Annotated in this window: 20 protein-coding genes; 18 read left to right on the top strand and 2 right to left on the bottom strand. The window is 62.6% G+C overall.

Annotation, left to right across the window (positions count from 1 at the left end; genetic code table 11):
• Positions 1–97: 97 nt before the first annotated feature.
• From trpA to O3297_RS14240, 7 genes are all read left to right on the top strand, one after another.
• Positions 98–895: a tryptophan synthase subunit alpha gene (trpA, locus tag O3297_RS14270; protein ID WP_305048980.1), complete on the top strand. Its 798-nt coding sequence runs from the start codon at positions 98–100 to the stop codon at positions 893–895.
• Between the two features lie 197 nt (positions 896–1,092).
• On the top strand, positions 1,093–1,965 hold the full coding sequence (gene accD / locus O3297_RS14265; RefSeq protein ID WP_010400390.1) for an acetyl-CoA carboxylase, carboxyltransferase subunit beta: 873 nt from the start codon (positions 1,093–1,095) through the stop codon (positions 1,963–1,965).
• Positions 1,966–2,080: 115 nt separating this feature from the next.
• Entirely contained in the window at positions 2,081–3,379 is a 1,299-nt protein-coding gene (folC, locus tag O3297_RS14260) for a bifunctional tetrahydrofolate synthase/dihydrofolate synthase (protein WP_305048979.1), read from the top strand.
• Positions 3,380–3,403: 24 nt separating this feature from the next.
• Entirely contained in the window at positions 3,404–4,375 is a 972-nt protein-coding gene (locus O3297_RS14255; RefSeq protein ID WP_305048978.1) for an SPOR domain-containing protein, read from the top strand.
• Between the two features lie 20 nt (positions 4,376–4,395).
• A complete protein-coding gene (locus tag O3297_RS14250) occupies positions 4,396–4,884 on the top strand; it encodes a CvpA family protein (RefSeq protein ID WP_034783449.1) in 489 nt (162 codons plus the stop codon).
• A 39-nt stretch (positions 4,885–4,923) separates the two neighbouring features.
• Positions 4,924–6,447, top strand: a complete 1,524-nt coding sequence (purF, locus tag O3297_RS14245) for an amidophosphoribosyltransferase (protein ID WP_034783451.1) — start codon at positions 4,924–4,926, stop codon at positions 6,445–6,447.
• Positions 6,448–6,490: 43 nt separating this feature from the next.
• Positions 6,491–7,732: a cystathionine gamma-synthase family protein gene (locus O3297_RS14240; protein ID WP_305048977.1), complete on the top strand. Its 1,242-nt coding sequence runs from the start codon at positions 6,491–6,493 to the stop codon at positions 7,730–7,732.
• A gap of 66 nt (positions 7,733–7,798) precedes the next feature.
• Here the strand turns inward: O3297_RS14240 and lexA are convergent, their stop codons facing one another.
• Positions 7,799–8,434, bottom strand: a complete 636-nt coding sequence (gene lexA / locus O3297_RS14235; protein WP_034783454.1) for a transcriptional repressor LexA — start codon at positions 8,432–8,434, stop codon at positions 7,799–7,801.
• A gap of 275 nt (positions 8,435–8,709) precedes the next feature.
• Between lexA and rpsF the strand changes: the two genes are divergently transcribed.
• The 7 genes from rpsF (at position 8,710) to O3297_RS14200 (ending at position 13,513) form a co-directional block, all read left to right on the top strand.
• A complete protein-coding gene (gene rpsF, locus O3297_RS14230) occupies positions 8,710–9,099 on the top strand; it encodes a 30S ribosomal protein S6 (protein ID WP_034750499.1) in 390 nt (129 codons plus the stop codon).
• A gap of 20 nt (positions 9,100–9,119) precedes the next feature.
• Positions 9,120–9,419, top strand: coding sequence for a primosomal replication protein N (gene priB / locus O3297_RS14225; RefSeq protein ID WP_034783455.1), 300 nt, complete (start codon positions 9,120–9,122; stop codon positions 9,417–9,419).
• Positions 9,420–9,444: 25 nt separating this feature from the next.
• Entirely contained in the window at positions 9,445–9,735 is a 291-nt protein-coding gene (rpsR, locus tag O3297_RS14220; RefSeq protein ID WP_010400024.1) for a 30S ribosomal protein S18, read from the top strand.
• A 27-nt stretch (positions 9,736–9,762) separates the two neighbouring features.
• A complete protein-coding gene (gene rplI / locus O3297_RS14215) occupies positions 9,763–10,218 on the top strand; it encodes a 50S ribosomal protein L9 (RefSeq protein WP_034783456.1) in 456 nt (151 codons plus the stop codon).
• Between the two features lie 135 nt (positions 10,219–10,353).
• Positions 10,354–11,739, top strand: a complete 1,386-nt coding sequence (locus O3297_RS14210; RefSeq protein ID WP_034750488.1) for a replicative DNA helicase — start codon at positions 10,354–10,356, stop codon at positions 11,737–11,739.
• 94 nt (positions 11,740–11,833) lie between these two features.
• On the top strand, positions 11,834–12,460 hold the full coding sequence (locus O3297_RS14205) for a DUF47 domain-containing protein (RefSeq protein WP_010400015.1): 627 nt from the start codon (positions 11,834–11,836) through the stop codon (positions 12,458–12,460).
• 42 nt (positions 12,461–12,502) lie between these two features.
• Positions 12,503–13,513, top strand: coding sequence for an inorganic phosphate transporter (locus tag O3297_RS14200; protein WP_034783457.1), 1,011 nt, complete (start codon positions 12,503–12,505; stop codon positions 13,511–13,513).
• A 169-nt stretch (positions 13,514–13,682) separates the two neighbouring features.
• Here O3297_RS14200 and O3297_RS14195 read toward each other — a convergent pair whose 3' ends face one another.
• The gene (locus O3297_RS14195) at positions 13,683–14,579 is read right to left on the bottom strand and encodes an MBL fold metallo-hydrolase (RefSeq protein WP_070260525.1); all 897 of its coding nucleotides are present in this window, start codon (positions 14,577–14,579) and stop codon (positions 13,683–13,685) included.
• Between the two features lie 198 nt (positions 14,580–14,777).
• Here O3297_RS14195 and O3297_RS14190 point away from each other — a divergent pair, with 198 nt between their 5' ends.
• The 4 genes from O3297_RS14190 to O3297_RS14175 form a co-directional block, all read left to right on the top strand.
• Positions 14,778–16,400, top strand: a complete 1,623-nt coding sequence (locus tag O3297_RS14190; RefSeq protein ID WP_070281834.1) for an HD family phosphohydrolase — start codon at positions 14,778–14,780, stop codon at positions 16,398–16,400.
• Entirely contained in the window at positions 16,397–18,652 is a 2,256-nt protein-coding gene (locus tag O3297_RS14185; RefSeq protein WP_305048976.1) for a CHASE2 domain-containing protein, read from the top strand. The genes O3297_RS14190 and O3297_RS14185 overlap by 4 nt, the downstream gene beginning before the upstream one ends.
• A 210-nt stretch (positions 18,653–18,862) precedes the next feature.
• The gene (locus O3297_RS14180; RefSeq protein ID WP_305048975.1) at positions 18,863–20,473 is read left to right on the top strand and encodes a ShlB/FhaC/HecB family hemolysin secretion/activation protein; all 1,611 of its coding nucleotides are present in this window, start codon (positions 18,863–18,865) and stop codon (positions 20,471–20,473) included.
• A 16-nt stretch (positions 20,474–20,489) separates the two neighbouring features.
• Positions 20,490–25,271: S-layer family protein (locus O3297_RS14175; RefSeq protein WP_305048974.1), on the top strand; the 4,782-nt coding region annotated here is incomplete at its 3' end.

Below are 25,271 nucleotides of genomic sequence, written 5' to 3'. Positions count from 1 at the left end.
CGCGCCAGTGGTGCGCATTCCGATCCCGCAGGGACTGACCCCAGCCTTTGCTTTGGGTTGAAATTATTCCATCTATCCATCATTAAGAAAGCTCATCATGTCCCGTATCTCCGCCACTTTTGCCAACTTAAAATCCAACAACAAGACCGCCCTGGTCACTTTCATTACCGCCGGCGACCCCGGCCCTGACGCCACCGTGCCCCTGATGCACGCGCTCGTCGAGGGCGGCGCCGACGTGCTGGAGCTGGGCGTGCCGTTTTCCGACCCCATGGCCGAAGGCCCCGTCATCCAGCGTGCCTGCGAACGGGCCTTGAAATTCAATGTCGGCATCCACGATGTGTTCGGCTATGTGCGCCAGTTCCGCGCAACGAACCAGACGACGCCCGTCGTGCTGATGGGCTATGCGAATCCTATCGAGCGCATCGGCAGCGCCGCGTTTATTGATGCAGCGCAAGCGGCCGGCGCCGATGGCGCCATCGTCGTCGACTATCCGCCGGAAGAGTGCGAGGAATTCGCCGCCGCCATGCGCGCGGCGGGCCTCGACCTGATTTTTCTCCTGGCGCCCACCTCGACGGAAGAGCGCATTGCGCAAGTGGCCAAGGTTGGCGGCGGCTTCAGCTATTATGTGTCGCTGAAAGGCGTCACGGGCGCCGGCAACATTGATACGGAACAGGTGGCAGAGCGCCTCGCGGCCATCCGCCAGCATGTAAAATTACCTATCGGCGTGGGCTTCGGCATCCGCGATGGCGCCACGGCCAAGGCCGTTGCCAAGGTGGCCGATGCCGTCGTGATCGGCAGCCGCATCATCCAGGAGATTGAAAATGCCCCGGAAGGTGGCGCCGTCGACGCCGTGCGCAGCTTTACGGCAAGCATCCGCGCCGCACTGGACGCCTGAGCAAGCTTGTTGTTTACGCAAGCTCGGGTGGCGGCAAAGTTCGACAGCCCGGCGATAAACGGCTACACTTCGGCCACTGATTTGCCTGTTATTGTGCAATAGATAAAATTTTTGGTGGCGCCCTGCGGGGCGTCGCCGTTTACCGTCTGCCGGGGGCGTCCACCGACGCTACCCCTACAAGGGCCCAAGGAGAAAATATGAGTTGGTTGGAAAAACTGCTGCCACCGCGCATCCAGCGTTCTGATGCCGCCGCGCGCAAGACCATGCCGGAAGGCCTGTGGGTCAAGTGCCCGTCGTGCGAAGCCGTGCTGTACCGTACGGACCTGGAATCGAATTTGCACGTGTGCCCGAAATGCGACCACCACATGCGCATCCGCGCGCGTGAACGCCTCGACAGCCTGCTCGACGCGGGCGGCCGCTATGAAATCGGCCAGGAAATCCTGCCAGTCGATACCTTGAAATTCAAGGACAGCAAGAAATACCCGGACCGCCTGAAGTCCGCCATGGAAGCGACGGGCGAGACGGATGCGATGGTCGTCATGGGCGGCGCCATCATGAGCCTGCCGGTTGTCGTGGCGTGCTTCGAATTCGAATTCATGGGCGGCTCCATGGGTTCCGTCGTGGGCGAGCGCTTCGTGCGCGGCGCACAGATCGCGCTGGAACAGAAGGTGCCGTTCATTTGCATCACCGCCACCGGTGGCGCGCGCATGCAGGAAGGCTTGCTGTCGCTGATGCAGATGGCGAAAACCACGGCCATGCTGACCAAGCTGTCGGAAAAGAAATTGCCATTCATCAGCGTGCTGACCGACCCGACCATGGGCGGCGTGTCCGCTTCGTTCGCCTTCATGGGCGACGTGGTCATCGCTGAACCGAAAGCGCTGATCGGCTTTGCCGGCCCGCGCGTGATTGAAAACACCGTGCGTGAAAAACTGCCGGAAGGCTTCCAGCGCGCCGAGTTCCTCGTCACCAAGGGCGCCGTCGACATGATCGTCGACCGCCGCAAGATGCGCGAAGAAATCGCCCGCCTGCTGGCCTTGTTGCAAAACCAGGCTGTCGAAGTACTTGCGTAATTTGATTTACCCCAAAACCTGAACTACCGGGGTCGGACCCTCAGGGTCCGACCCCAGTCTTCGGTTTGGGTCTCATGTCTTTTCCGCCTCGCGCACTCTTTTCAAGAAGTCTCCCATGCAAAACCTCCCCACCACCTTGCCGGACTGGCTCGCCATGCTGGAAACCCGCCATTCGGAAACCCAGATCAGCATGGGCCTGGACCGCGTGCAAGCCGTCAAGGCGCGCATGCAACTGGCGTTTACTTGCCCCGTGATCATGGTGGCGGGCACGAATGGCAAGGGGTCCACCTGCGCCATGCTGGAATCCGTGTTGTTGCGTGCCGGCTACAAAGTGGGGCTCTACATCAAGCCGCACTTTCTTGATTTTAACGAGCGCGCCCGCGTGCTGGGCGAGATGGCCAGCGATGAACAGCTTGTCGCCAGCTTCAATGCCGTCGAAGCCGTGCGCGCTGACACGCCGCTGACGTATTTCGAATTCACCACCCTGGCGATCCTGCACCTGCTGTCGCAGGCCAAGCTGGACGTGGCCATCTTGGAAGTGGGCCTGGGCGGGCGCCTCGATGCCGTCAACGTGATCGACGCCGACGTGGCTATCGTCACCAGCGTCGATATCGACCACACGGATTACCTGGGCGACACGCGCGAAGCGATCGGTTTTGAAAAGGCGGGTATCTTCCGTCCGGGCAAGGCGGCCATTTGCAGCGACCCCGTGCCGCCGCAGTCGCTGATCGACCATGCGGAAGCCATCGGCGCCGACTTGTGGCTGATGGGCCGCGATTTCAATTATTCGGGCGACAAGCAGCAGTGGAACTACGGCGGGCGCGAGCAGCGCCGCAATTCGCTCGCTTACCCGAGCTTGCGCGGCGCCAACCAGATCCTCAATGCGACGGCTGTGCTGGCCGCGCTGGAAGTGCTGAAGCTGAAACTGCCCGTGGGCGCGCAGGAAGTGCGCACGGGCCTCGTGACGGTGGAACTGCCGGGCCGCTTCCAGGTCTTGCCTGGCCGCCCCAGCGTGATCCTCGACGTGGCGCACAACCCCCATGCAGCGTCGGCGCTGAACCAGAACCTGGGCAATATGGGTTTCCACCCGTACACGTATGCCGTGTTCGGCTCCATGCTGGACAAGGATATCGATGGCGTATTGGCTGCGATGAGCGAGCACGTCGACCACTGGTGCCTGACGGGCCTGCCTTCACCGCGCGCGGCCACAGCCTCCGAACTGGCCGCCAAGGTGCAGATCATGCTCGAAGACAAGCCCGACAGTAGCGAACATACTGTGTCTATTTTCGATGATCCGGCACAAGCTTTTGCAAATGCAATGAGCCGGGCCGGTGAGAATGATAGAATTGTGGTCTTTGGTTCTTTCCTCACCGTTGCCGGCGTGATGAAGGCCCGAAAATCCTCACTTCACTGAAACGCACTCGACTGAAAATCACGCATGGGCTTGTTCTCGAAACTGTTTAAAAACAAGCAAGAATCCTCTGGCGAAGACAGCGGCTTTTATGTCCCTGGCGAAGCACAGTCGCCGACCCGCAAGCGCGCAGCCAACACCTCCGGTGGCGGCGGATCGCGCCGTGGCGGCAAGGAGGCGCCGGATCCGGTCTTGCCTGAAAAGAAGCGCGCACGCCGCCGCTTGGTCGGGGCGATTGCCCTGGCCTTGGGCGTAGCTGTCGGCTTGCCGATGCTGCTCGATTCCGAGCCGAAGGCGCCCTTCAACGATATCGCCATCGACATTCCGTCGAAGGAAAAGGCCGCCGCACCTGCACCGGCGCCCGTGCCGGCCGTTCCGGCCCAGGCCGCAGCGAATGGCCTGGACCAGTCCGAGGAAATCGTCGATGCGCCGCTGCCGCCTGCCGCCAAGCCTACGCCCACACCGGCACCCGTGCTGGCCGCCGCCCAGCCTGCACCGGTCAAGCCGACCTATGTGGAACCGAAACCCGAGCCCAAGCCTGAGCCCAAGCCGGTCAAGGTGGAGCCGAAGCCGGAAACGAAGCACGAACCCAAGCCTGAGCCGAAACACGAGCCCAAGCCCGAGCCCAAGCATGAGGTAAAACCGGAAGCGAAGCCCGAGACTAAGCCTGCCAAGCCGGCGCAATCGGCCGACGATGCCGCGCGCGCGCTGGCTATCCTGGAAGGCAAGCCGCAAGAGAAAGTACAAGACAAGGTGCACGACGCCGGCAGCGGCAAGTTCGTGGTGCAGGTGGCGGCCTTGGCGACGCAGGACAAGGTCGACGAATTGCAGGACAAGCTGCGCGAAGCGGGCATCAAGTCGTACACGCAGAGAGTCTCCAGCCCGGCGGGCGAGCGCATCCGCGTGCGCGTGGGCCCGTTCGGCAGCCGCGAAGACGCCGAAAAGACCCGCGCCAAGCTGCAAAAGCTGGGCCTGGGCGGCAGCCTGGTACCGGCGTGATGTTGCAAGGCTGAGCGCGCGTGACGATCTTCGATTACCTGGTGCTGTTCGTGCTGGTGACGTCCGTGCTGATCAGCATGATGCGTGGCCTGGTCAAGGAAATACTGTCATTGGTCAGCTGGATCGTGGCTTTCGTCATTGCCAACGCCTATGGCGCCACGCTGGCGAAATTCCTGCCGGAAGCCGTGCCGGGCGAAGCCGTCCGTTTGTTGCTGGCTTTCGTGGTGCTGTTCATCGGCGTACGCATTTTGATGGGATTGCTGTCCATGACGGTCGACGCGCTCGTCAAGGTGACGGGCCTGAGCCTGGCCGACCGCACCCTGGGCAGCCTGTTCGGCGTGGCGCGGGGCCTTGTGATCGTGCTGACCGCCGTCATCTTGTGTGGCATGACTTCCATACCGCAGCAGCCATTCTGGAAAAACGCGCAGCTCAGCCCGCTCGCGGAGCAGGGCGCGCGCGCCATCAAGCCTTATCTGCCTGCCGCTTACGCGCAGCATGTGAAATTTTGAATTTTTTTTAAAATCAGTAGCACAGTTTAGGAGCACACCATGTGTGGCATCGTCGGCGTCGTTTCCCATCAACCTGTCAATCAATTGCTCTATGATGCATTGTTGCTCCTGCAACATCGCGGTCAGGACGCGGCAGGGATTGCGACCAATCACAGCAGTATGTTTTCCATGCACAAAGCCAATGGCCTCGTGCGTGACGTCTTCCGTACGCGCAACATGCGTTCGCTGCAAGGCACGACGGGCATCGGCCATTGCCGCTACCCGACGGCCGGTTCGTCGAGCGAAGAGGAAGCACAACCGTTCTATGTGAATGCGCCGTTCGGCATCACCCTGGCGCACAATGGCAACCTGACCAACTGGGAACAGTTGAAGCTGGAAATGTTCAAGAACGACCGCCGCCACATCAATACCGATTCCGATTCGGAAGTGTTGCTCAACGTGCTGGCGCATGAAATCCAGGAAGCGACGACGGGCCTGAACCTGGACCCGGAAGCCATCTTCAAGGCCGTTACCGTGCTGAACCGCCGCGTCAAGGGTGGTTACGCCGCCGTGGCGCAAATCGCCGGCGTGGGCTTGCTGGCCTTCCGCGATCCGCACGGCATCCGCCCGCTGTGCCTGGGCATCAATGAAACGGAGCAAGGTCCGGAATACCTGATCGCTTCCGAATCCGTGGCCCTGGAAGGCATGGGCTTCCGCTTCGTGCGCGACATCGGCCCCGGCGAAGCCGTCTTCATCGATGCTGACAAGCAATTGCACAGCGCCCAATGCGCCGACAATGCCAGCCTGAACCCGTGCGTGTTCGAATTCGTCTACCTGGCCCGTCCCGACTCCGTCATCGACGGTGCCTCCGTGTACGCCACGCGCCTGAAAATGGGCGAGTATCTGGCCGAGAAGATCCGCGCCGAATTGCCAGGCGTGCATATCGACGTGGTCATGCCGATTCCCGATTCCTCGCGTCCGGCCGCCATCCAGCTGGCCATGGCGCTGAACATCGAGTACCGCGAAGGCTTCATCAAGAACCGCTATATCGGCCGTACCTTCATCATGCCGGGCCAGGCGGCGCGCAAGAAATCCGTGCGCCAGAAGCTCAACGCGATCCCGTCCGAATTCAAGGACAAGGTCGTGCTGCTGGTCGACGATTCCATCGTGCGCGGCACCACCAGCCGTGAAATCGTGCAGATGGCGCGTGAAGCGGGCGCGACGAAAGTCATCTTCGCCTCGGCTGCGCCGCCGGTGATCTACCCGAACGTGTACGGCATCGACATGCCGACGCGCGACGAACTGATCGCCTATGGCCGCACGACGGAAGAAGTGTGCCGCGAAATCACGGCCGACTACCTGGTGTACCAGGATATCGGCGCGCTCAAGCAGGCCATCGCCGACGTCAACCCGGCCCTGACCAACTTCGAAGCGTCGTGCTTCGATGGCGTGTACGTGACGGGCGACGTGTCGCAGGAATACCTGGACCGCCTGGAATATGCGCGCCACCATCCGAAGGCGGCAGCGCCCGAAGATACGCCGCGTTCCCAGCTGAACCTGAACCTGGCGACAACAGAAGCGTAATTATCTTGCCCGGCTAGCGCCGGGCTTTTTTTGCTCCGCGATCATGAACGATAAAAAAAACTACGGCTTTACCACCACCATCCTGCATAACGACCGCCGCAAGGGCATCGAGCACGGTTCCCTGCACAAGCCCGTGCATACTTCCGTTGCCTTCGGCTACGGCGATGCGCGCCAGCTCGCTTCCGTATTCCAGGGCAAGGAGCCCGGCTTCCGCTACGGCCGCCAGGGCAATCCGACCGTCTCCGCGCTGGAAGACAAGGTCAACAAGATGGAAGATGGCGTCGCCACGCTGTGCTTCGCCACCGGCATGGGCGCCATCGGCGCCGTGGTGCAGGCGCTCTTGCGCGCCAGCGACCATGTCGTGTCGTCGGCTTTTTTGTTTGGCAACACCAACAGCCTGTGGCAAACGGTGACGGGGCAGGGCATTGCCGTGTCGTTCGTCGACGCCACGGACGTGGCCAATGTGGCCGCCGCCATCACGCCGCAAACGCGCATCGTGTTTGTCGAAACCATCGCCAATCCGCGCACGCAGATCGCCGACCTGGCAAAGATCGGCGCATTGTGCAAGGAACGCGGCATTTTGTACATCGTCGACAACACGATGACGACACCCTACCTGTTCCGCCCGAAAGCCGTGGGCGCGGGCCTGGTGGTCAATGCGCTGACAAAATCCATCGGCGGCCACGGCAATGCCCTGGGCGGCAGCTTGACGGACACGGGTGTGTTCGACTGGACGCAGTATCCGAACATTTTCGACAATTACAAGAAGGCGGCGCCGGCGCAGTGGGGCATCGCGCAAATCCGCGCCAAGGCCTTGCGCGATTTCGGCGCCTCCCTGGGCCCGGAGGCGGCGCACCATATCGCCGTCGGCGCGGAAACCATGGCCTTGCGCATGGACCGCACCTGCTCGAACGCCCTGGCGCTGGCCACCATGCTGGCCGCCGACCCGCGGGTAGCGGCCGTGCATTACCCGGGCTTGGCCTCGCATCCGCAGCACGCGCTGGCGACGGATTTGTTCCGCAGCTATGGCTCGCTGTTCAGCTTTGAGCTGAAGGATGGCATCGATTGCTTCGATTTCCTCAATCGTCTCAATCTTGCCATTCCAGCGAGCAATCTCGGCGACACGCGCACCCTGGTCATTCCCGTCGCCCATACGATCTTTTACGAGATGGGCGCCGAGCGCCGCGCCAGCATGGGCATCGCCGAATCCCTGATCCGCGTCTCCGTCGGTATCGAGGATGAGGCGGACTTGCTCGAGGATTTCCGTAGCGCCCTGGACGCATAAAACGCCTGGGCAATAAAAAAGGGCCGCAACAGTCATGCTGTTGCGGCCCTTTTTACATGCGGAGGTTCAATGCCAGCTGCGCATCAAGCCTACCGCCAAACCTTCCAGGGCGAATTCATCTTCCGGCGATACGGTAATGACCTTGAAGTCGGGGTTTTCCGGCAGCAATTCGATGACGGAACCGGTTTTCTTGTAGCGCTTGACGGTGACTTCGTCGCCGATGCGGGCGACAACGATCTGGCCATTCTTGGCGCTATCGACCTTCTTGACGGCCAGTAAATCGCCATCCATGATGCCGGCGTCGCGCATGGACCAGCCGCGCACCTTCAGCAGGAAGTCGGGCTTGGCCGAAAACAGGGCGGGGTCCACGTTGTAGCTCGCTTCCAGGTTTTCCTGTGCCAGAATGGGCGAGCCTGCCGCCACCCGGCCGATCAGGGGCAGCGACATCAGCAGCGCTGCCGGCACTTTCGATGGCAGGGCTTCAGCGGCCGCGCCGATCAGGCGGATGCCGCGCGAGGTGCCGGGAGAAATCTCGATCGCGCCCTTGCGGGCCAGGGCCTGCAAATGCTCTTCGGCCGCGTTGGCCGATTTGAAACCCAGTTCATTGGCGATTTCGGCACGGGTGGGAGGAAAGCCCGTGTTTTCAATCGCGTCCTTGATCAGGTTCAGGATTTGTTCTTGTCGTGCTGTCAGCTTGATCATGAGCGGTGGGTGCATACTAAAATGCTGTCTATATGAACAGTCTGTATTTTTGTACAGTATCGCCCACTATGCAAGGGGATTTCCGTGTTTTAGGCGAATTTCGCAATAAATACTTGTCCAGGGGCGGAAAGCACGGTGGCGCGCGGGCTTTTCGGGGGCTGGTGGAAGGAATGATTGAAACGTTTGCAAAAGGCGGTTATAATCTTCGGCTGACCTTCCCACACCCGTCTTGACGCCGGGGTGGGCGATTATCAATCCGACCTGAAGGAGTTTGCATGCGTCATTATGAAATAGTCTTTATCGTCCATCCGGACCAAAGCGAGCAAGTGCCCGCGATGATCGAACGCTACAAAGCCAGCGTAACCACCCGCGGCGGTTCGGTTCACCGCGTGGAAGATTGGGGCCGCCGTCAAATGGCTTACTCGATCCAAAAGCTGCCTAAAGCACACTACATCTGCCTGAACATCGAATGCGACAACGAGACCCTGGTCGAGTTGGAAACAGCATTCAAATTCAATGATGCCGTGTTGCGTCACCTGACCGTTAAAATGAAGAAAGCTGAAACAGCTCCTTCGCCGATGATGAAATCGGTACAACGCGAAGACGCGGCCAAAAGCCACCGCACCGAAGCACCAGCAGCCGCTCCAGCCGCAGCAGCAGCTTAATTCTTGACCAGGATCGTGCGCTGAACCAGCTACAAGTAACCGCCATCATTGCCGAGCGCGAAATATTGCGCTATACCCCGGCAGGGCTGCCGATTGTGAATGCAGTATTGCAACACAGTTCGCAGCAGATGGAAGCAGGGATTGCCCGTTTGACCGAGTTTGATGTTGCCGCGCTAGCCGCTGGCGAAATTTCAGGCAGGTTCAGTCAGGCAAGCTTGGGCGGGGTGTATCAGTTCACGGGTTTCCTGGCCAGGAAGAGCCGCAACAGCAAGAGTTTGGTGTTTCACATCATTGATTTTAGTGCAGTCAATTCTGACTAGCGCATTTTAGATACAGGAGCCTGACATGGCATTCGGTAAAAAGTTCGACAAAAATAAGCTCAAGCTTAAAGAAAAACGCAAACAGCAAAACCCGTTGTTCAAACGCAAGAAGTTCTGCCGCTTCACCGCAGCTCACGTTGAGCAAGTCGACTACAAAGACGTCGACACGCTGAAAGACTTCGTCCAAGAAAACGGCAAGATCATGCCAGCACGCCTGACCGGTACCAAAGCGCACTACCAGCGCCAAGTTGACACCGCAATCAAGCGCGCTCGCTTCCTCGCGCTGCTGCCATACACCGATCTGCACCACGCTTAATCGGTCAGATATTCCTGGAGAAGAACTATGCAAATCATTCTGTTAGAAAAAGTTGTTAACGTCGGTAACCTCGGCGAAGTCGTCAAAGTCAAAGACGGTTACGCACGTAACTTCCTGATCCCGCAACGCCTGGCACGTCGTGCTACGGCAACCGCTGTGGCTGAATTCGAAGTCAAGCGCGCCGAACTGGAAAAAGCTGCTGCCGCCAAACTGGCCGCATCGCAAGCCCAGGGCGAAAAACTGAGCGGCCTGACCGTTCAAGTTGCTCAAAAAGCTGGTGTTGATGGCCGTCTGTTCGGTTCCGTCACCAACTTCGACATCGCTGAAGCGCTGACCAAGCAAGGTTTTGCTGTTGAAAAAGCACAAATCCGCATGCCTACCGGCCCGCTGAAGATCGTTGGCGAGCACAACGTTTCGGTTGCTCTGCACACCGACGTGGTCGTGGAAGTTGTTATCGCTGTCGTACCAGACGCGAACGCGTAATCGTCTGCGGGCCTGGCCCGCAAGCGCTGCCGCACTATGAAAAGCCGGGTTCGCCCGGCTTTTTTGTGGCCTTTTTTTCGCTCAATTTCAGCCCTTTATTTTTGCCAGCACGCCGAAGCGGGTATAATTCGCGCCATGAACGCCCCCTCTGATCCGCAACTGGATTCCCTCCGTATTCCGCCGCATTCGATCGAAGCAGAACAATCCGTTATCGGTGGTCTGCTGCGCGACAATGCCGCGTATGACCGCATCGCCGACTTCATGCATGCGGAGGATTTCTATCGCTATGACCATCGCATCATCTTCGAGCAAATCGTCAAGATGGTTAACGCTTCCAAGCCAGCCGATGTCATTACTGTTTTTGAAACCCTGACCCAGCTCGGCAAGGCCGATGATGTGGGCGGACTCGCTTACCTGAACGCCATGGCGCAAAACACGCCATCGGCCGCGAACATCCGGCGCTACGCCGAGATCGTGCGCGACCGCGGCGTGCTGCGCAAGCTCATCACCGTCGCCGACGATATCTCCGGCACGGCCTTCAGCCCGCAAGGCAAGGAAGTCAAGCAGATGCTTGACGAGGCCGAGTCGAAGATTTTCGCCATCGCCGAAGAGGGCGCGCGCGGCGCCCAGGGCTGGACCGCCATCCAGCCCCTGCTGACGCAAGTGGTCGAGCGCATCGACGAACTGTACAGCCGCGACAACCAGAGTGAAATCACGGGCGTACCCACCGGTTTCATCGACCTCGACCGCATGACCTCCGGTCTGCAGCCGGGTGACCTGGTAATCGTGGCGGGCCGTCCGTCGATGGGCAAGACGGCGTTTTCCGTCAACATCGGCGAAAACGTGGCCATCGACAGCGGCTTGCCCGTGGCCGTGTTCTCGATGGAGATGGGCGGCGCCCAGCTGGCCATGCGTATGCTCGGCTCCGTCGGACAGCTGGACCAGCACCGCCTGCGCACGGGCCGCCTGAACGACGAGGACTGGCCGCGCCTGACGAATGCGATCCAGAAGATGAACGACGCGCAGTTGTACATCGATGAAACGCCGGCGCTCAACTCGATCGAATTGCGCGCCCGCTCGCGCCGCCTGTCGCGTCAATGCGGCAAGCTGGGCCTGATCATCGTCGATTACTTGCAGCTGATGTCGGCCAATACGCCGGGCGACAACCGCGCCACGGAGATTTCCGAGATTTCACGGGGCTTGAAAGGCCTGGCGAAAGAACTCGGTTGCCCCGTGATCGCGCTGTCCCAGCTGAACCGCTCGCTGGAGCAACGCCCGAACAAACGTCCTGTCATGTCCGACTTGCGCGAATCGGGCGCTATTGAGCAGGATGCCGACGTGATCCTGTTCATTTACCGCGACGAGGTGTATAACCCCGACTCGCCAGACAAGGGAACGGCCGAAATCATCATCGGTAAACAACGTAACGGTCCAATCGGCAGCATCCGCCTCACCTTCATGGGGCAGTACACCAAATTTGGCAATTACAGTGGTGGCCTGGCGCTTTACCAAGGCGACTAACACAGCAGCACTGATATTCCATTGGCCGCCCCTTCATCAAAAGGGGCGGCTTTCTGTAGTAAATAACACGACTCAATGCTTAACGGAGAATGACATGTTTGGACGCTTGATGCCCACTGAGGGCAAGTTTTTTGAATTGTTTAACCAGCACGCGGAACTGTGCGTCAAGGGCGCCAAAGAGATGCTCGGCCTGATGACCAATTTCGACGACCTGGAAAACCGCGTGCATGCGATCGAAAGCATCGAGAAACAGGCGGACAAAGTCACCTACGCCACCGTGGAAATGCTGCACAAGACCTTCATCACGCCGATCGACCGCGACGACATCCATCAGCTGATCACGCGCCAGGACGACATCCTCGACCTGCTGGAAGATGCGGCGCAAACCGTTTCGCTGTACGACCTGAAAGCCGTCACGCCGGAAGCCAAGCGCCTGGCCGAACTGGTGCTGGCCTGTACTGAAAAAGTGCGCGACGCCGTCGCCATGCTGCATAACATGGACAACTCGCGCAAGATCGTCGCCATCTGCGAAGAGATCGACCGCCTGGAATCGGATGCCGACCACGTGATGCGCGCCGCCATGTCCAAGCTGTTCCGCGATGAGCCGGACGTGCGCAACCTGATCAAGCTGAAAGCGATCTACGAAATTCTGGAAACCGTGACCGACCGTTGCGAAGATGTGTCCAATATTATCGAAGGCATCATCGTCGAAAACGCGTAAGCGTTGGGCCTGTCCTGAACCAGAATCAGAAAAGAAACTACAATGACCATACAAATCAGCATCTACGTGCTAGGCCTGTTGATCGTCCTCGCGCTGCTGTTTGACTTCATGAACGGCTTCCATGATGCCGCCAACGCGATCGCCACGGTGGTCTCGACGGGCGTATTGAAACCGCAGACCGCGGTTGCCATGGCCGCCACGTTCAACTTCGTCGCCATCTTCGTGTTCCACCAGCTGACCGTGGCCGCCACGGTGGGCAAGGGCACCATTGACCCGGCGGTAATCGACCAGTACGTGATCTTCGGCGCGCTGATGGGCGCCATCTTCTGGAATTTGTTTACCTGGTACTACGGCATTCCCTCGTCGTCCTCGCACGCGCTGATCGGCGGCCTGGTGGGCGCCGCTGTCGCCAAGTCCGGCACGGGCGCGCTGGTCGCGGCCGGCCTGTGGAAAACCGTGGCTTTCATCGTCATCGCACCCGTGCTGGGCTTTGTGTTCGGTTCGATCATGATGCTGCTCGTGTCGTGGATTTTCGTGCGTTCGACGCCGCGCAAGGTCGACAAGTGGTTCCGCCGTTTGCAGCTGGTATCGGCGGCCGCCTACAGCCTGGGCCACGGCGGCAACGATGCGCAAAAAACCATCGGCATCATCTGGATGCTGCTGATCGCCGCCGGCTACTCGAGCGCGGCCGATGCCATGCCGCCGATGTGGGTCATCATCTCGTGCTACACGGCCATCAGCTTCGGTACGCTGTTCGGCGGCTGGCGCATCGTCAAGACCATGGGCCAGAAGATCACCAAGCTCAAACCGGTGGGCGGCTTCTGCGCCGAAACCGGTGGCGCGATCACGCTGTTCGTCTCGACGGCGCTGGGCATTCCCGTGTCGACCACGCACACGATCACGGGCGCCATCGTCGGCGTCGGCTCGTCGCAAAAAATGTCGGCCGTGCGCTGGGGCGTGGCGGGCAATATCGTCTGGGCCTGGATCTTCACGATTCCCGCTTCCGCCTTCGTTGCCGCAGTCGCCTGGTGGATTGGCCACCACATCATGTAAGGCGCCCCTGCAAACCTACTGCGCAGCCCCCTATCGAATCTCCGTTGCTCACTGTACTAAAGTACAGCTCCGCTACTCAATCCGATATCGGGCTTGCTCGCTACGGTTTTCAGAGGGCCTTGGGCCAACTGGGCACATTCAAAAAAAGGAACCGTGAGGTTCCTTTTTTTTATGCGCCGGCCAGTTCCACCGTCAGCCCCTCGTAGGCGAGAAACACCTGCAAGCCGTCCAGGCGGCTCGCATAGCGGCCCATCACGTCGGCAAACACGGCTTCGAGCTGCTCGTCGCTGCGGGTCGGTTCGTGGTGGGTGCAGTACAGGCGCCGCGCGCCGCAGCGCAGGGCCAGGTCGAAGGCGGCGTCGAAGGTGCCGTGGCCCCAGCCCTGCTTGCCCGGGTATTCCTCGCGCGTGTACGAGCAATCCATGATCAGCGCGTCGACGCCGGCGACCAGTGCGTCGATGCCGGCCTGGCGCTGTGCATTGCGCGCCGCGCAGGCCGCATGCTCGGCATGGCCGGGCGGATGCAGGTTGTAGAACGGTTCATGGTCGCCGCTGAAAAACAGCGCGGCGCCGCCGCAGTCGATGCGGTAGCCGAGGTTGACGACGGGGTGGTTCATTTCCGCGCCGCGCACCTGCGCGCCGCCTACCTCGACGGCCTCGCCGGGCGCCAGCGTGCGGTACTCGATGCAGGCCGCCATGGCCGCTTCGCTGACGGGAAAATAGCTGTTTTGCAGTTGCACCGCCATCACGTGTTCGATGCCGCGTCCGGCGACGGCATCGTGGGCGCCGTACAGGCGCATGCGGTTGCCGGCCACAAACAGGGGCGAAAACATGGGCAGGCCGTGGATGTGGTCCCAGTGGCTGTGCGTGATGAAGACGTGCGCGTCGACAGGCTCGCCCGGCGGCAGTTGCTGCGCCAGCGAGAAGATGCCGCTGCCCGCATCGAGAATGATCAGGCTATCGCTGTCGGTGCGTACTTCGATGCACGTGGTGTTGCCGCCATAGCGCGCCGTGCGCGGGCCGGGAGAGGGGATGGAGCCGCGCACGCCCCTGAACGTGAATTTCATTCAGTACCTTGTTACGGTGTAATTATTGTTGATTCTATTCTAATTAATGAGATTGGCGGCAACATTTATGCGTGTTGCGATACGGAAAGTTATTTCATTTTGTTGTAACTAAGTAATGTACAGTGCGCAGGGTGGCCGTTACACTGGCGCTTGCCGACTTCCCCTTTTTTGCTTGCCCATTACCTGATTGCCGCCAACATGCCTCAGCTGCACCCTGAGAAAATCGCCCACAGACTGGAGCAATTGACCGAACTCAGTGTCGCGCTCGGCCATGGCCTGGGCGGCGAGGGGCACGATATCGGCGCGCTGTTGCAGCGCATCGTGCTGCTGGCAAAAAGCATGAGCGGCGCCGATGGCGCCACCCTGTACCGGCCCATGGCCGAGGGCCGCCAGCTGGCGTTCGACATCAGCGTCAACGACAGCCTGGGCATCGCGCAGGGGGCGGACATGGGCTTGCCTGGCGTGCCCCTGTTCGACGCTGCCGGCCAGCCGAATCTGGCATCGGTGGCCGCGTATGCGGCGAACCTGCGCCGCAGTGTGAATATCGCCGACGTCTACCGCGACGAGGGCTTCAATTTTTCCGGCATGCGCGAGTTTGACCGCCACCACGGCTACCACACGCAATCGATCCTGACGGTGCCCATGAGCGACCACGAGGGCGACTTGATCGGCGTGCTGCAGCTGGTCAATGCCAAGGATGGGGAAACGGGGCAGGTGCGCGCCTTTTCCTCCACCGACCAGCGCTTCATCGAGGCGCTGGCCGCGCAGGCGGGCGTGGCGCTGACGAATCAACTGCTTATCTCGCAGCTGGAAGAGCTGCTTGAATCGCTGGTTACCCTGATCAATATCGGCATCGATGAAAAGTCGCCGTACACGGGACGCCACTGCCAGTTCGTGCCCGAGCTGACGATGCTGCTGGCGGACGCCGCGCATGCGACGGACACCGGGCCGCTGGCCGATTTCCGGCTCAGCGACAACGAGCGCAAGCAGCTGTGGCTGGCCGGCCTGCTGCACGATTGCGGCAAGATCACCACGCCCGTGCACGTGGTCGACAAGGCCACCAAACTGGAAACCATTTTCGACCGCATCGCCCTGATCGATACGCGCTACGAAGTGCTGCTGCGCGACGCCGAGATCGCGGCCCTGCGCCAGCAGGCGGCGCAGCCGCAGCAGAAAGATGCCATTGCCCGCGCGCTGGCGCAGGAGCAGGCCGCGCTGCGCGAAGAGCGCGACTTCATCCGCAGGGTGAACATCGGCGGCGAAAGCATGGCGCAGGCGGACCAGGAGCGCGTGCGGCAGATCGCCAGGCGCCGCTGGCGCGCGGCCGATGGCGAACTGCGCGATTTTCTGGACGCCGACGAGACGGAAAACCTGACCATCCGCGCCGGCACCCTGACGGCGGCCGAGCGGGCCATCGTCAACAACCATATCAGCGTGTCGATCCGCATGCTCGAAGCGCTGCCGTGGCCCAAGCACCTGCAAAAAGTGCCCGAGTATGCGGGCGGCCATCACGAGCGCATGGATGGCAAGGGCTATCCGCGCGGGCTGACGAAAGAGCAGATGTCGGTGCCGGCGCGGCTGATGGCCATCGCCGATATTTTCGAGGCCCTGACGGCGCGCGACCGGCCCTACAAGAAGGGCAAGCCGCTGTCCGAATCCCTGCGCATACTCGGCAATTTCAGCCTGAACGGGCATATCGACCCGGAGCTGTTCGACGTCTTCATCCGCAGCAAAGTCTATCTGACCTTCGCTGAAAAGCACATGCATCCAAGCCAGATCGATGCCGTCGACGAGGCGGCCATTCCAGGCTATACCCCTTGAAGCCCTCGCTGGCCTTGCGCAAGCATGGGGCGCGCTGCTTGCTGGGCATACTGCTGACGCTGGCGGCGGCCGTGCTGTGCCTGGCCGGCAACGACACCATCGCGCGGTTTGATTCCATGCTGGGCGACTGGCGCATGCGTCTTGATGCGCCACAGCTCGACCGCCGCATCGTCATCGTCGACATCGACGAGCAAAGCCTGGCCCGGGTGGGCCGTTTTCCCTGGAGCCGCGATATCCAGGCGCGTCTGGTACGCCAGCTCACCGGCCATTACGGCGTGTCTGCGCTGGGCTTCGATATCGCGTTTCCCGAAGCGGACACCAGTTCCGGCTACGCCGTGCTGCAAGGCCTGGCGCATGGCGAACTGGCGGGCGTGGCCGGCTTGCCGGCGCAGCTGGAAAAGCTGCGCCCCGCCATGGATTACGACGGCCTGTTTGCCGAGGCCATGCGCGGCCAGCCCGTGGTGCTGGGCTACAGCGTCTCGGAGCAGCAAAGGAAGGGCGTGCTGCCCAAGCCGGTCTTCACCGTGGCCGATTTGAACGGGCGCAGCGTCACGGCCTACGTGGCGCGCGGCTACGAAGCCAATATCGCGCCCCTGCAGGCGGCCGCGCAAGGCGCCGGCATCTTTACGGCCCTGACCGACGCCGATGGCGTGGTGCGTTCCTCGACCCTGTTGCAGCGCATCGGCGACGGCTATTATCCTTCGCTGTCGCTGGCCACCGTCGCCGTCTACCTGCAGGCGCGCGCCATCGCCCCCCGCTTCACGGGCACGGCCGACACCCTGTCGGCGCGCGAGCTGGCCAACGGCGGACTCGAACACCTCATGCTGTTCACCCCGCGCGGCGCGATGGCGATCCCCGTGGGCGAAGCCTTGACCACCACGGTGCAGTACCGCGGCACGGGCGGCCCCGATGGCGGCGCCTTCCGCTACGTCTCGGCGTCCGACGTGCTGGCCGGCACGGTGCCGCCCGCGCTGCTGAAGGGCGCCATCGCGCTGGTGGGCACCACGGCGCCCGGCTTGAACGATATCCGCGCCACGCCCGTGAATGCCGAGTATCCGGGGGTGGAGGTGCACGCCAACCTGATCAAGTCCATGCTCGACGGGCGCTTCAAGGCGCGGCCCGACTATGCGCTGGCATTGGAACTGGTGCAGATCGTGCTGTGTGGCCTGCTGCTCGCGGGCGCCCTGGCAGTGCTGCCGCCGGCCGGCGTGATGCTGGCCACCGTGGGCGCGCTGGCGGCGGCCATCGGCATCAACCTGTACCTGTACGCCGCGCACGACCTGGTGCTGGGCGGCGCCGTGCTGCTGCTGCTGATCCTTGCACTGTTCATCACCAACCTGGCGTGGGGCTATTTTTTCGAGGTGCGCAAGGGACGCGCGCTGGTGGCGCGCTTCGGCGAATATGTGGCACCCGAGCTGGTGGCCGAGATGGCCGACGATCCGCAGCGCTATACCATGGAGGGCGAGAACCGCGAACTGACGGTGCTGTTTGCCGACGTGCGCGGTTTCACGGCCATTTCCGAGCAGCTGGCGCCGGCCGCGCTGCGCGAATACATCAATGAGTATCTGACGGCCATGTCGGAAGATATCCGCGACAGCCATGGCGGCACCCTGGACAAATACATCGGCGACGCCGTGATGGCGTTCTGGGGCGCGCCCGTCGCCTTTGGCGATCACGCCAGCCGGGCCGTGGCCAGCGCCTTGCTGATGCAGGGCAGCGCGGCACGGCTGAACCGGCAGTTTTGTGCGCGCGGCTGGCCGGCGCTGCGCATCGGCATCGGCATCAATACGGGATCCATGCATGTGGGCGACATGGGCTCGCGCATCCGCCGCGCCTATACCGTGATGGGCGACAGCGTCAACTTGGCCGCGCGCCTGGAAGGCGCCAGCAAGCTGTATGGCGTGGGCATCGTGGTGGCCGAGGCCACGCGCGCCGCCGCCCCGGATTTCCTGTACCGCGAGCTCGATCGCATACGCGTGCTGGGCAAGCAGGAAGCGGTGGCCATCTTCGAGCCGCGCGGCCTGCTGGCCGACGCCGGCAAAGCGGAGCTGGCGCAGATGGAACGCTGGCATGCGGTGCTGGCCAGTCTGCGCGCGCGCGACTGGGGGCAGGCTGGTGCGCAGCTGGTCCGCTTGCAGGCGGACTTTCCCGATGACGGCCTGTACCGGCTGTACGCGGCGCGCCTGGAGCAGTACCGCAACGCGCCGCCGCCTGCCGACTGGGATGGCGTGACAGCATTGCACAGCAAATAGCCCGCCATCGCGCCCGAAAATGCAAGCGATGGCCGCATTTTTCACCCTCGCCGGCGCACGATTTGTTGCGCTGCGATAAAAATCAGGGAGAAATGTTAGAAATTTCTGACTGGAAACTAAAAGCCGTCTAAAATTTGTCTTCAATCCATTGCCGGACATGCTGGCGCCTGCGGGCCGCGCGCTTGTCCGGTTACACAAGAAATCCTTCACATGACATATCGTTTGGTGCACCTGCTTGCGGGTTCCGCGCTGCTGTTCGCCGTCGGCGCCGCCGGCGCTGCCGTTCCCATGGATGAAGTTGCTCCTGCGATGCAGGAAGACGGCGTGCCGCGCTTCGAGATCCGCCGCTTCGATGTCCAGGGCAATACCCTGCTCACGTCCGCGCAGGTGCAAGCCTTGCTGGCACCTTACACGGGCGCGCAGCGCGATTTTTCCGACATCGCCCGCGCCGTCGAGGCGCTGGAAGCGGCCTACCGCGAGCGCGGTTACAGCGCCGTGCAGGTGCAATTGCCCGAGCAGGAACTGGAACGGGGCGTGGTGCGCCTGAGCGTGCTGCAAACGCCGCTGGGCAAGCTCGCCATCAGCGGCAACGCGCATGTCGACGAGGCCAACGTGCGGCGCGCCCTGCCGTCCCTGCGCGAAGGCGAGACGCCGAACGTGCCGGCCCTGTCGCAAAGCCTGAAGCTGGCCAATGAAAACCCTGCGCGCAAGATCGAAGTGCGCCTGCAAGCGGACGAGCCGGCGGGCGCCATCGACGCCATCGTCACGGTGGCCGATGAAAAGCCCTGGAAAGCCATGCTTAACGTCGACAATACGGGCAATGCGCAAACGGGCAAGACGCACGTGGGCGTGGTGCTGCAGCATGCCAACCTGTTCGGCCGCGACCATGTCGCCAGCCTGCAATACACGAGCAGCCTGGAAAAGCCGGACAAGGTGGGCGTGTATGGCGCCGGCTACCACCTGCCGCTGTATGCGCTGGGCGACTCGATGGATTTCTTCGCCAGCTATTCGAACGTCGATTCGGGCAGCGTCTCGGCCGGCATCTTCGACCTGGCCGTCAGCGGCCAGGGCAGCATGGCCGGCATCCGCTACAACCAGAACTTTGCCCGCAGCGGCGATTTCGAACCCAAGCTCGTGTACGGCGTCGATTACAAGGCTTACCGCAACAGCGTGCAGCTGTTCGGCATGGAGCTGGGCGCCGACGTCACCGTGCATCCGCTCAGCGTCAGCTACATCGGCAACTGGACCTTGCCCACGGGCGAGACCAGCGTGGCGGTCACCTTCGCGCACAATATCCCTGGCGGCAAGCATGGCGCGCAAGCCGATTTCGACCGCGTGCGCGCGCATGCCAAGGCGGCCTACAACACCCTGCGCCTGAGCGCCAGCTCGGGGCGCGTGCTGGCCGGCGACTGGCAATGGCGCGCGCTCGTCAACGCGCAAGTCACGCCCGATGCCTTGGTGCCGGGCGAGCAGTTCGGCGCCGGTGGCGCCGCGTCCGTGCGCGGCTTTGCCGAGCGCGAGGTATCGAATGATTCGGGCGTCAACCTGAACCTGGAACTGTATACGCCGAACTGGTGCGGCCAGGCACCCGGCTACCAATGCCGCGCACTGGCGTTCTATGACACGGCCTGGCTGCGCCGCAACCATGGGCTGCCCGGCGAAAGCGCATCGCAAGGCATCAGCAGCGGCGGCCTCGGCCTGCGTTTACTGCTGAGCCGCTATGCCAATCTGCAACTCGATTACGCCCATGTCGTCAATGGCGGCGACACGGGACAGCGGGGCGCCAACCGCCTGCATTTCCGCCTCGCCTTGGCCTACTAGTATCAGGATGAACACCATGCACAACCATGTCCAGCACGCCTCCGTTTTCATCCTGACGCCATCCTTTTCGTCACCCTTTGCGCTGCCCCTGCGCCGCACGGCGCTGGCGCTGCTGCTGGCCGGCTGTTTCGGCGCGGCGCAGGCCAACCCCGCCTTGCCGCAGGTGGTCAACGGACAGGCGACGTTCAACCAGCAGGGCAACATCTTCTCGATCACGAACACGCCCAACACCATCATCAACTGGCAGAGCTTTTCCATCCATGCGGGCGAAATCACGCGTTTCATCCAGCAAAACGGCAATAGCGCCGTACTCAACCGCATCACGGGACAAGACCCCAGCAAGATCCTGGGCGCGCTCGAATCGAACGGCAAGGTCTTCCTGATCAACCCGAACGGCATCGTCTTTGGCCAGGGCGCGAAAGTGGACGTGAACGGGCTGGTGGCGTCCAGCCTGGGCATGACGAACGAGGATTTCCTGGCCGGCAAGCGCCAGTTCACGGCCGGCGGCGTGGCCGGCGGTGTCAGCAATGCGGGCCTGATCCAGGCGGGCAAGGGCGGGCAAGTGCTGCTGATCGCGCCGAACGTGGAAAACACGGGCATCATCACGGCGCCAAATGGCGAAGTGATCCTGGCGGCCGGACGCAGCGTGCAGCTGGCCGACCCCGGCAATCCGCAATTGCGCGTGCTGGTCTCGGCACCAGCGGACCAGGCCCTGAACCTGGGCCAGATCATCGCCCAGGGCGGCAGCATCGGCATGGCCGGCGCGCTGGTCAGCCAGCGCGGCGTGCTCAACGCCAACAGCGCTGTCGTCGGCGAGAATGGCAGGATCGTGCTCAAGGCCAGCGGCAAGGCATTGCTGGAGGCGGGCAGCGTCACCAGCGCCACTGGCGCGGTGGGCAAGGGGGGAGACATCCAGGTGCTGGGCGAGCAAGTGGGTTTGCTGGGCAATGCGGCAATCGACGCCAGCGGCGGCACGGGCGGCGGCACGGTCTTGCTGGGCGGCGACTACCAGGGCAAGAACGCGGCCGTGCAGAATGCGCGGCAGGTGCTCGTTGGCAAGGACGCCAGCGTCAATGCCGATGCCGTCCATGGCGGCAACGGCGGCAAGGTCATCGCCTGGGGCAATGAATCGGCCCAGGTACACGGCAGCATTTCCGCGCGCGGCGGCGCGCAGGGCGGCGACGGGGGCTTCGTGGAAACATCCGGCCATTACCTGGCCGTCGATGGCATCCGCGTCAATACCAGCGCGGCGCATGGCAAGCGCGGCAACTGGCTGCTCGATCCTTACGATATCACCGTGGTCGCCGGTTCTGGCGGCCAGCTGAGTTCCTTCGATCAATTCGCCGACTCTCCGGCCACCGGCAACGCCAGCATCGGCGCCGACCTCATTTCCGGCGCCAGCAGCAACGTCACGCTGCAGGCCCTGCACCGCATCAATTTCAACAGCGCCATCAACATCGCGCAGCAAGGCGTGGGCTTGACGGCGCAGGCGGGCGAGATCATCAATGTCAATGCGCCCATCACCACCAATGGCGGCCATATCACGCTGTCGGCCAATGATGCGGCCGCTGGCATGGCCTATGGCGCCGGCTCGAATGTGAATCTGAACGCGGCGCTCGGCAGCGGCAATGGCGATGTACGGTTGTCGGGCGCCGGCGTCACTTTCGGCGTCGGCTCCGTGAATGTCGGCAACGGCAATTTGACCTTGCGCGCGAATGTCGCCGGTGGATCCATCGACCTGACGGGCAGCGGCGATCAGCTGCTGGGCAGTGGCGTCACCGGTCAGACGGTGCTGCTGGAGGCGGACAACATCAGCATCAACGGCGCCATCAATGTTGGCGGCGCCGCCGGCAATGCCGGGGTGACCCTGCAAGCGTTCAGCGCGGGACGGCAGATCGCGCTGGGTGACAAGCCCGGCAGCGGCCTGCGCCTGACAAACGCCGAACTGAACCGCATCGCCGCCGGCAGCGTGCATATCGGCAGCGCTGCAGGCGGCGACCTGACGGTGGAGCAGGCGATCGACCTGGCAACTGTCGCGGCGGACGGCGGCGTGAAAAACCTGGTGCTCGAAAGCGGCGGCAATGTGCTCGTCTCGAACACGCTGGCGCTGCGCCAGGACGGCAGCAGTATCACCGCCACGGCCGGCGGCTTGCTGTCGCTCGCCAGTGGCGGCGGCTTGTCCGCCGGCGCGGTCAATCTGGTTGCCGACAATATGAGCCTGGGCGGCGGCGCGCAATCGATAGCGGCCACGGCGGGTGGCACCGTCAGCCTGAACCGCCGTTCCAGCGTGGGGACCATCACCCTGGGCACGGGCGCGGCGGACAATGCCGGCAGCCTGGGTTTGAGCGAAGCGGAATTGAAGACCATCAGCGCCGGCACCGTGCAGGTGGGCGGCGACAGTTTTACCGGGGTCGTCAATCTCGTGGGCGCGATGGACCTGGCGTCGCAAGGCGAGTTGAACCAGCTTGTGCTGCGCACGGGCGGCAATATCAACCTGAACGGCCCCCTCAGCGTGGCCAAGGGCTTGACCCTGGCTTCCGGCAATAACATCAGCGCGAGCGGCGCCGTCAGCGTGGGCGGCGACTTCCTGCTCGATGGCGGCCGCTGGGTGCAGAACAGCGCCAGCCTGCCCGCGTTTTCCGCGCGCGGTTTCAGCATCGCGCAGGGGAGCTTCCTGCGCGCGGCAGGCGGCGACGGCGGATCGTCCTCGCCCTATCTGATCGGCGATATCCATGGCTTGCAAGGCATCGGCAGCCTCGGCCTTGGCAACAGCTATCGCCTGGCGGGCAATATCGACGCCAGCGGCACCGCGAACTGGAACGATGGCCAGGGTTTTATGCCGATCGCCGGCAGCGGCAGCGGTTTTTCCGGCATGTTCGATGGCGCCGGATTTACTCTCAGTAACTTGAAAATCGACCGCAGCCTGGCGTCCGGTTCGGCGGCCGGCCTGTTTGGCACCGTCCAGGGCGGCACCTTGCGCAACCTGACCCTGAGCGGCGGCAGCGTCACCGGTACGGCCAACGTGGGCGCGCTGGCGGGCGAGGTCGTCAGCGGCAATATCGATGGCGTGAACAGCAGCATGGCCGTCAGCGGCCAGCGCAATGTTGGCGGCCTGGTGGGCAGCAACGGGGGCGCCATCACGTTGTCCGCCAGCAGCGGCGCCGTCACCGGCATCAATGCCGATAGCGGCGGCGCCATCGGCGGCCTGGCGGGATTGAATGCGTCCGGCGCCAGCATCACGACCTCGTACGCCACCGGCGTGGTGACGGGCGCGCGTGAAATGATCGGCGGCCTGGTTGGCAATAACCAGGGCGCGCTGAGCCAGTCTTATGCCACCGGCAATGTTACTGGCGCGCGCAGCATCGGCGGCCTGGTGGGCCTGAACGGCGGCAGCATCGATGATGCCTATGCCAGCGGTGCCGTGGGCCGGGCCGGCGTTGCCGATCCCATCCTCGCCTGGGAAAACATGGGCGGGCTGGTCGGCGAAAGCACGGGCAGCGTCAGCCATGTCTTCAGCAGTGGCGCCGTGACTGGCAGCGGCTATGCGGCAGTCGGCGCGGTAGCCGGCCGCGTGTCTTCCGGTTCCAGTTTCAGCTATGTTTTTTTCAATTATGAAACATCGCTGGTGCTGATGGATGGCGGTGGTTCCAGCGGACGCAGCACGGCGCAGATGAAGCAGCAGGGCATGTTCAACGACTACAATTTCAGCAGCGTGTGGCGCATCTACGATGGCTACACGACGCCGATGCTGAAGGCTTTCCTGAAACCGCTGCAAGTGAACCTTTCTGGCAATGCTGCGGGCAAGGTCTACGATGGCCAGTTGGCTGCCTTCCTCGGTTCGATCGGCTATGTGGGATTGATCGACGGCGACACGGGCGTAAATGGCAGCCTCGGCTACGGCAGCAACGCGCGCAATGTGGGCAGCTATGCCGCGACAGGCCTGTGGTCGACCAAGTACGACATCAGCCTGGGCGGCACGACGACCTTCGCCATCACGCCGCGCGCGCTGACGGTGAGTATCGGCGGCAATGGCAAGATCTATGACGGCACCCTGGGTTACGACGGCGCCAATTTTGTGCTGGGCAATGTGGTGGCGGGCGACAACATCAGCATCAGTGGCAGCGCCGCCTTCCTCGACAAGAATGCGGGCAACGGCAAGGCCGTGCATGCCAGCGGCCTGGCCCTGGGCGGCAATGAACTGGGCAACTACAGCCTGGCCGCGACCACGGCGGACGGCACGGCCGACATCAGCGCGCGCGTGCTGAACTATGGCGTCACGGGCGCGCAAAGCCGCGTCTACGACGGCACCTTGCAAGCTGGCCTGAACGGCTACTTCGAAGGCCTTGTGACGGGCGACCAGGTCGGCATGGCCGGCTTGCAGGGCAGCTTCCGCGACAAGCATGTGGGCACCGGCAAGGTGGTCGATTACCAGGTGGCGACGGGCCAGCTGACGGGCGCCGATGCGGGCAACTACGTGCTGAATGGAAATGCGGGCAGCACGACGGCCGACATCACGGCGCGCGTGCTGAACTATGGCGTCACGGGCGCGCAAAGCCGCGTCTATGACGGCACTTTGCAAGCTGGCCTGAATGGCTACTTCGAAGGCCTGGTGACGGGCGATCAGGTCAGCATGACTGGCTTGCAGGGCAGCTTCCGCGACAAGCATGTCGGTATTGGCAAGGTGGTCGATTACCAGGTGGCGACGGGCCAGCTGACGGGCGCCGATGCGGGCAACTACGTGCTGAATGGAAATGCGGGCAGCACGACGGCCGACATCACGGCGCGCGTGCTGAACTAT

The sequence above is a fragment of the Janthinobacterium sp. SUN128 genome, from assembly GCF_030587275.1.
GTDB lineage: Bacteria > Pseudomonadota > Gammaproteobacteria > Burkholderiales > Burkholderiaceae_D > Janthinobacterium > Janthinobacterium lividum.
This window is presented reverse-complemented; position numbering and strand designations above follow the sequence as displayed.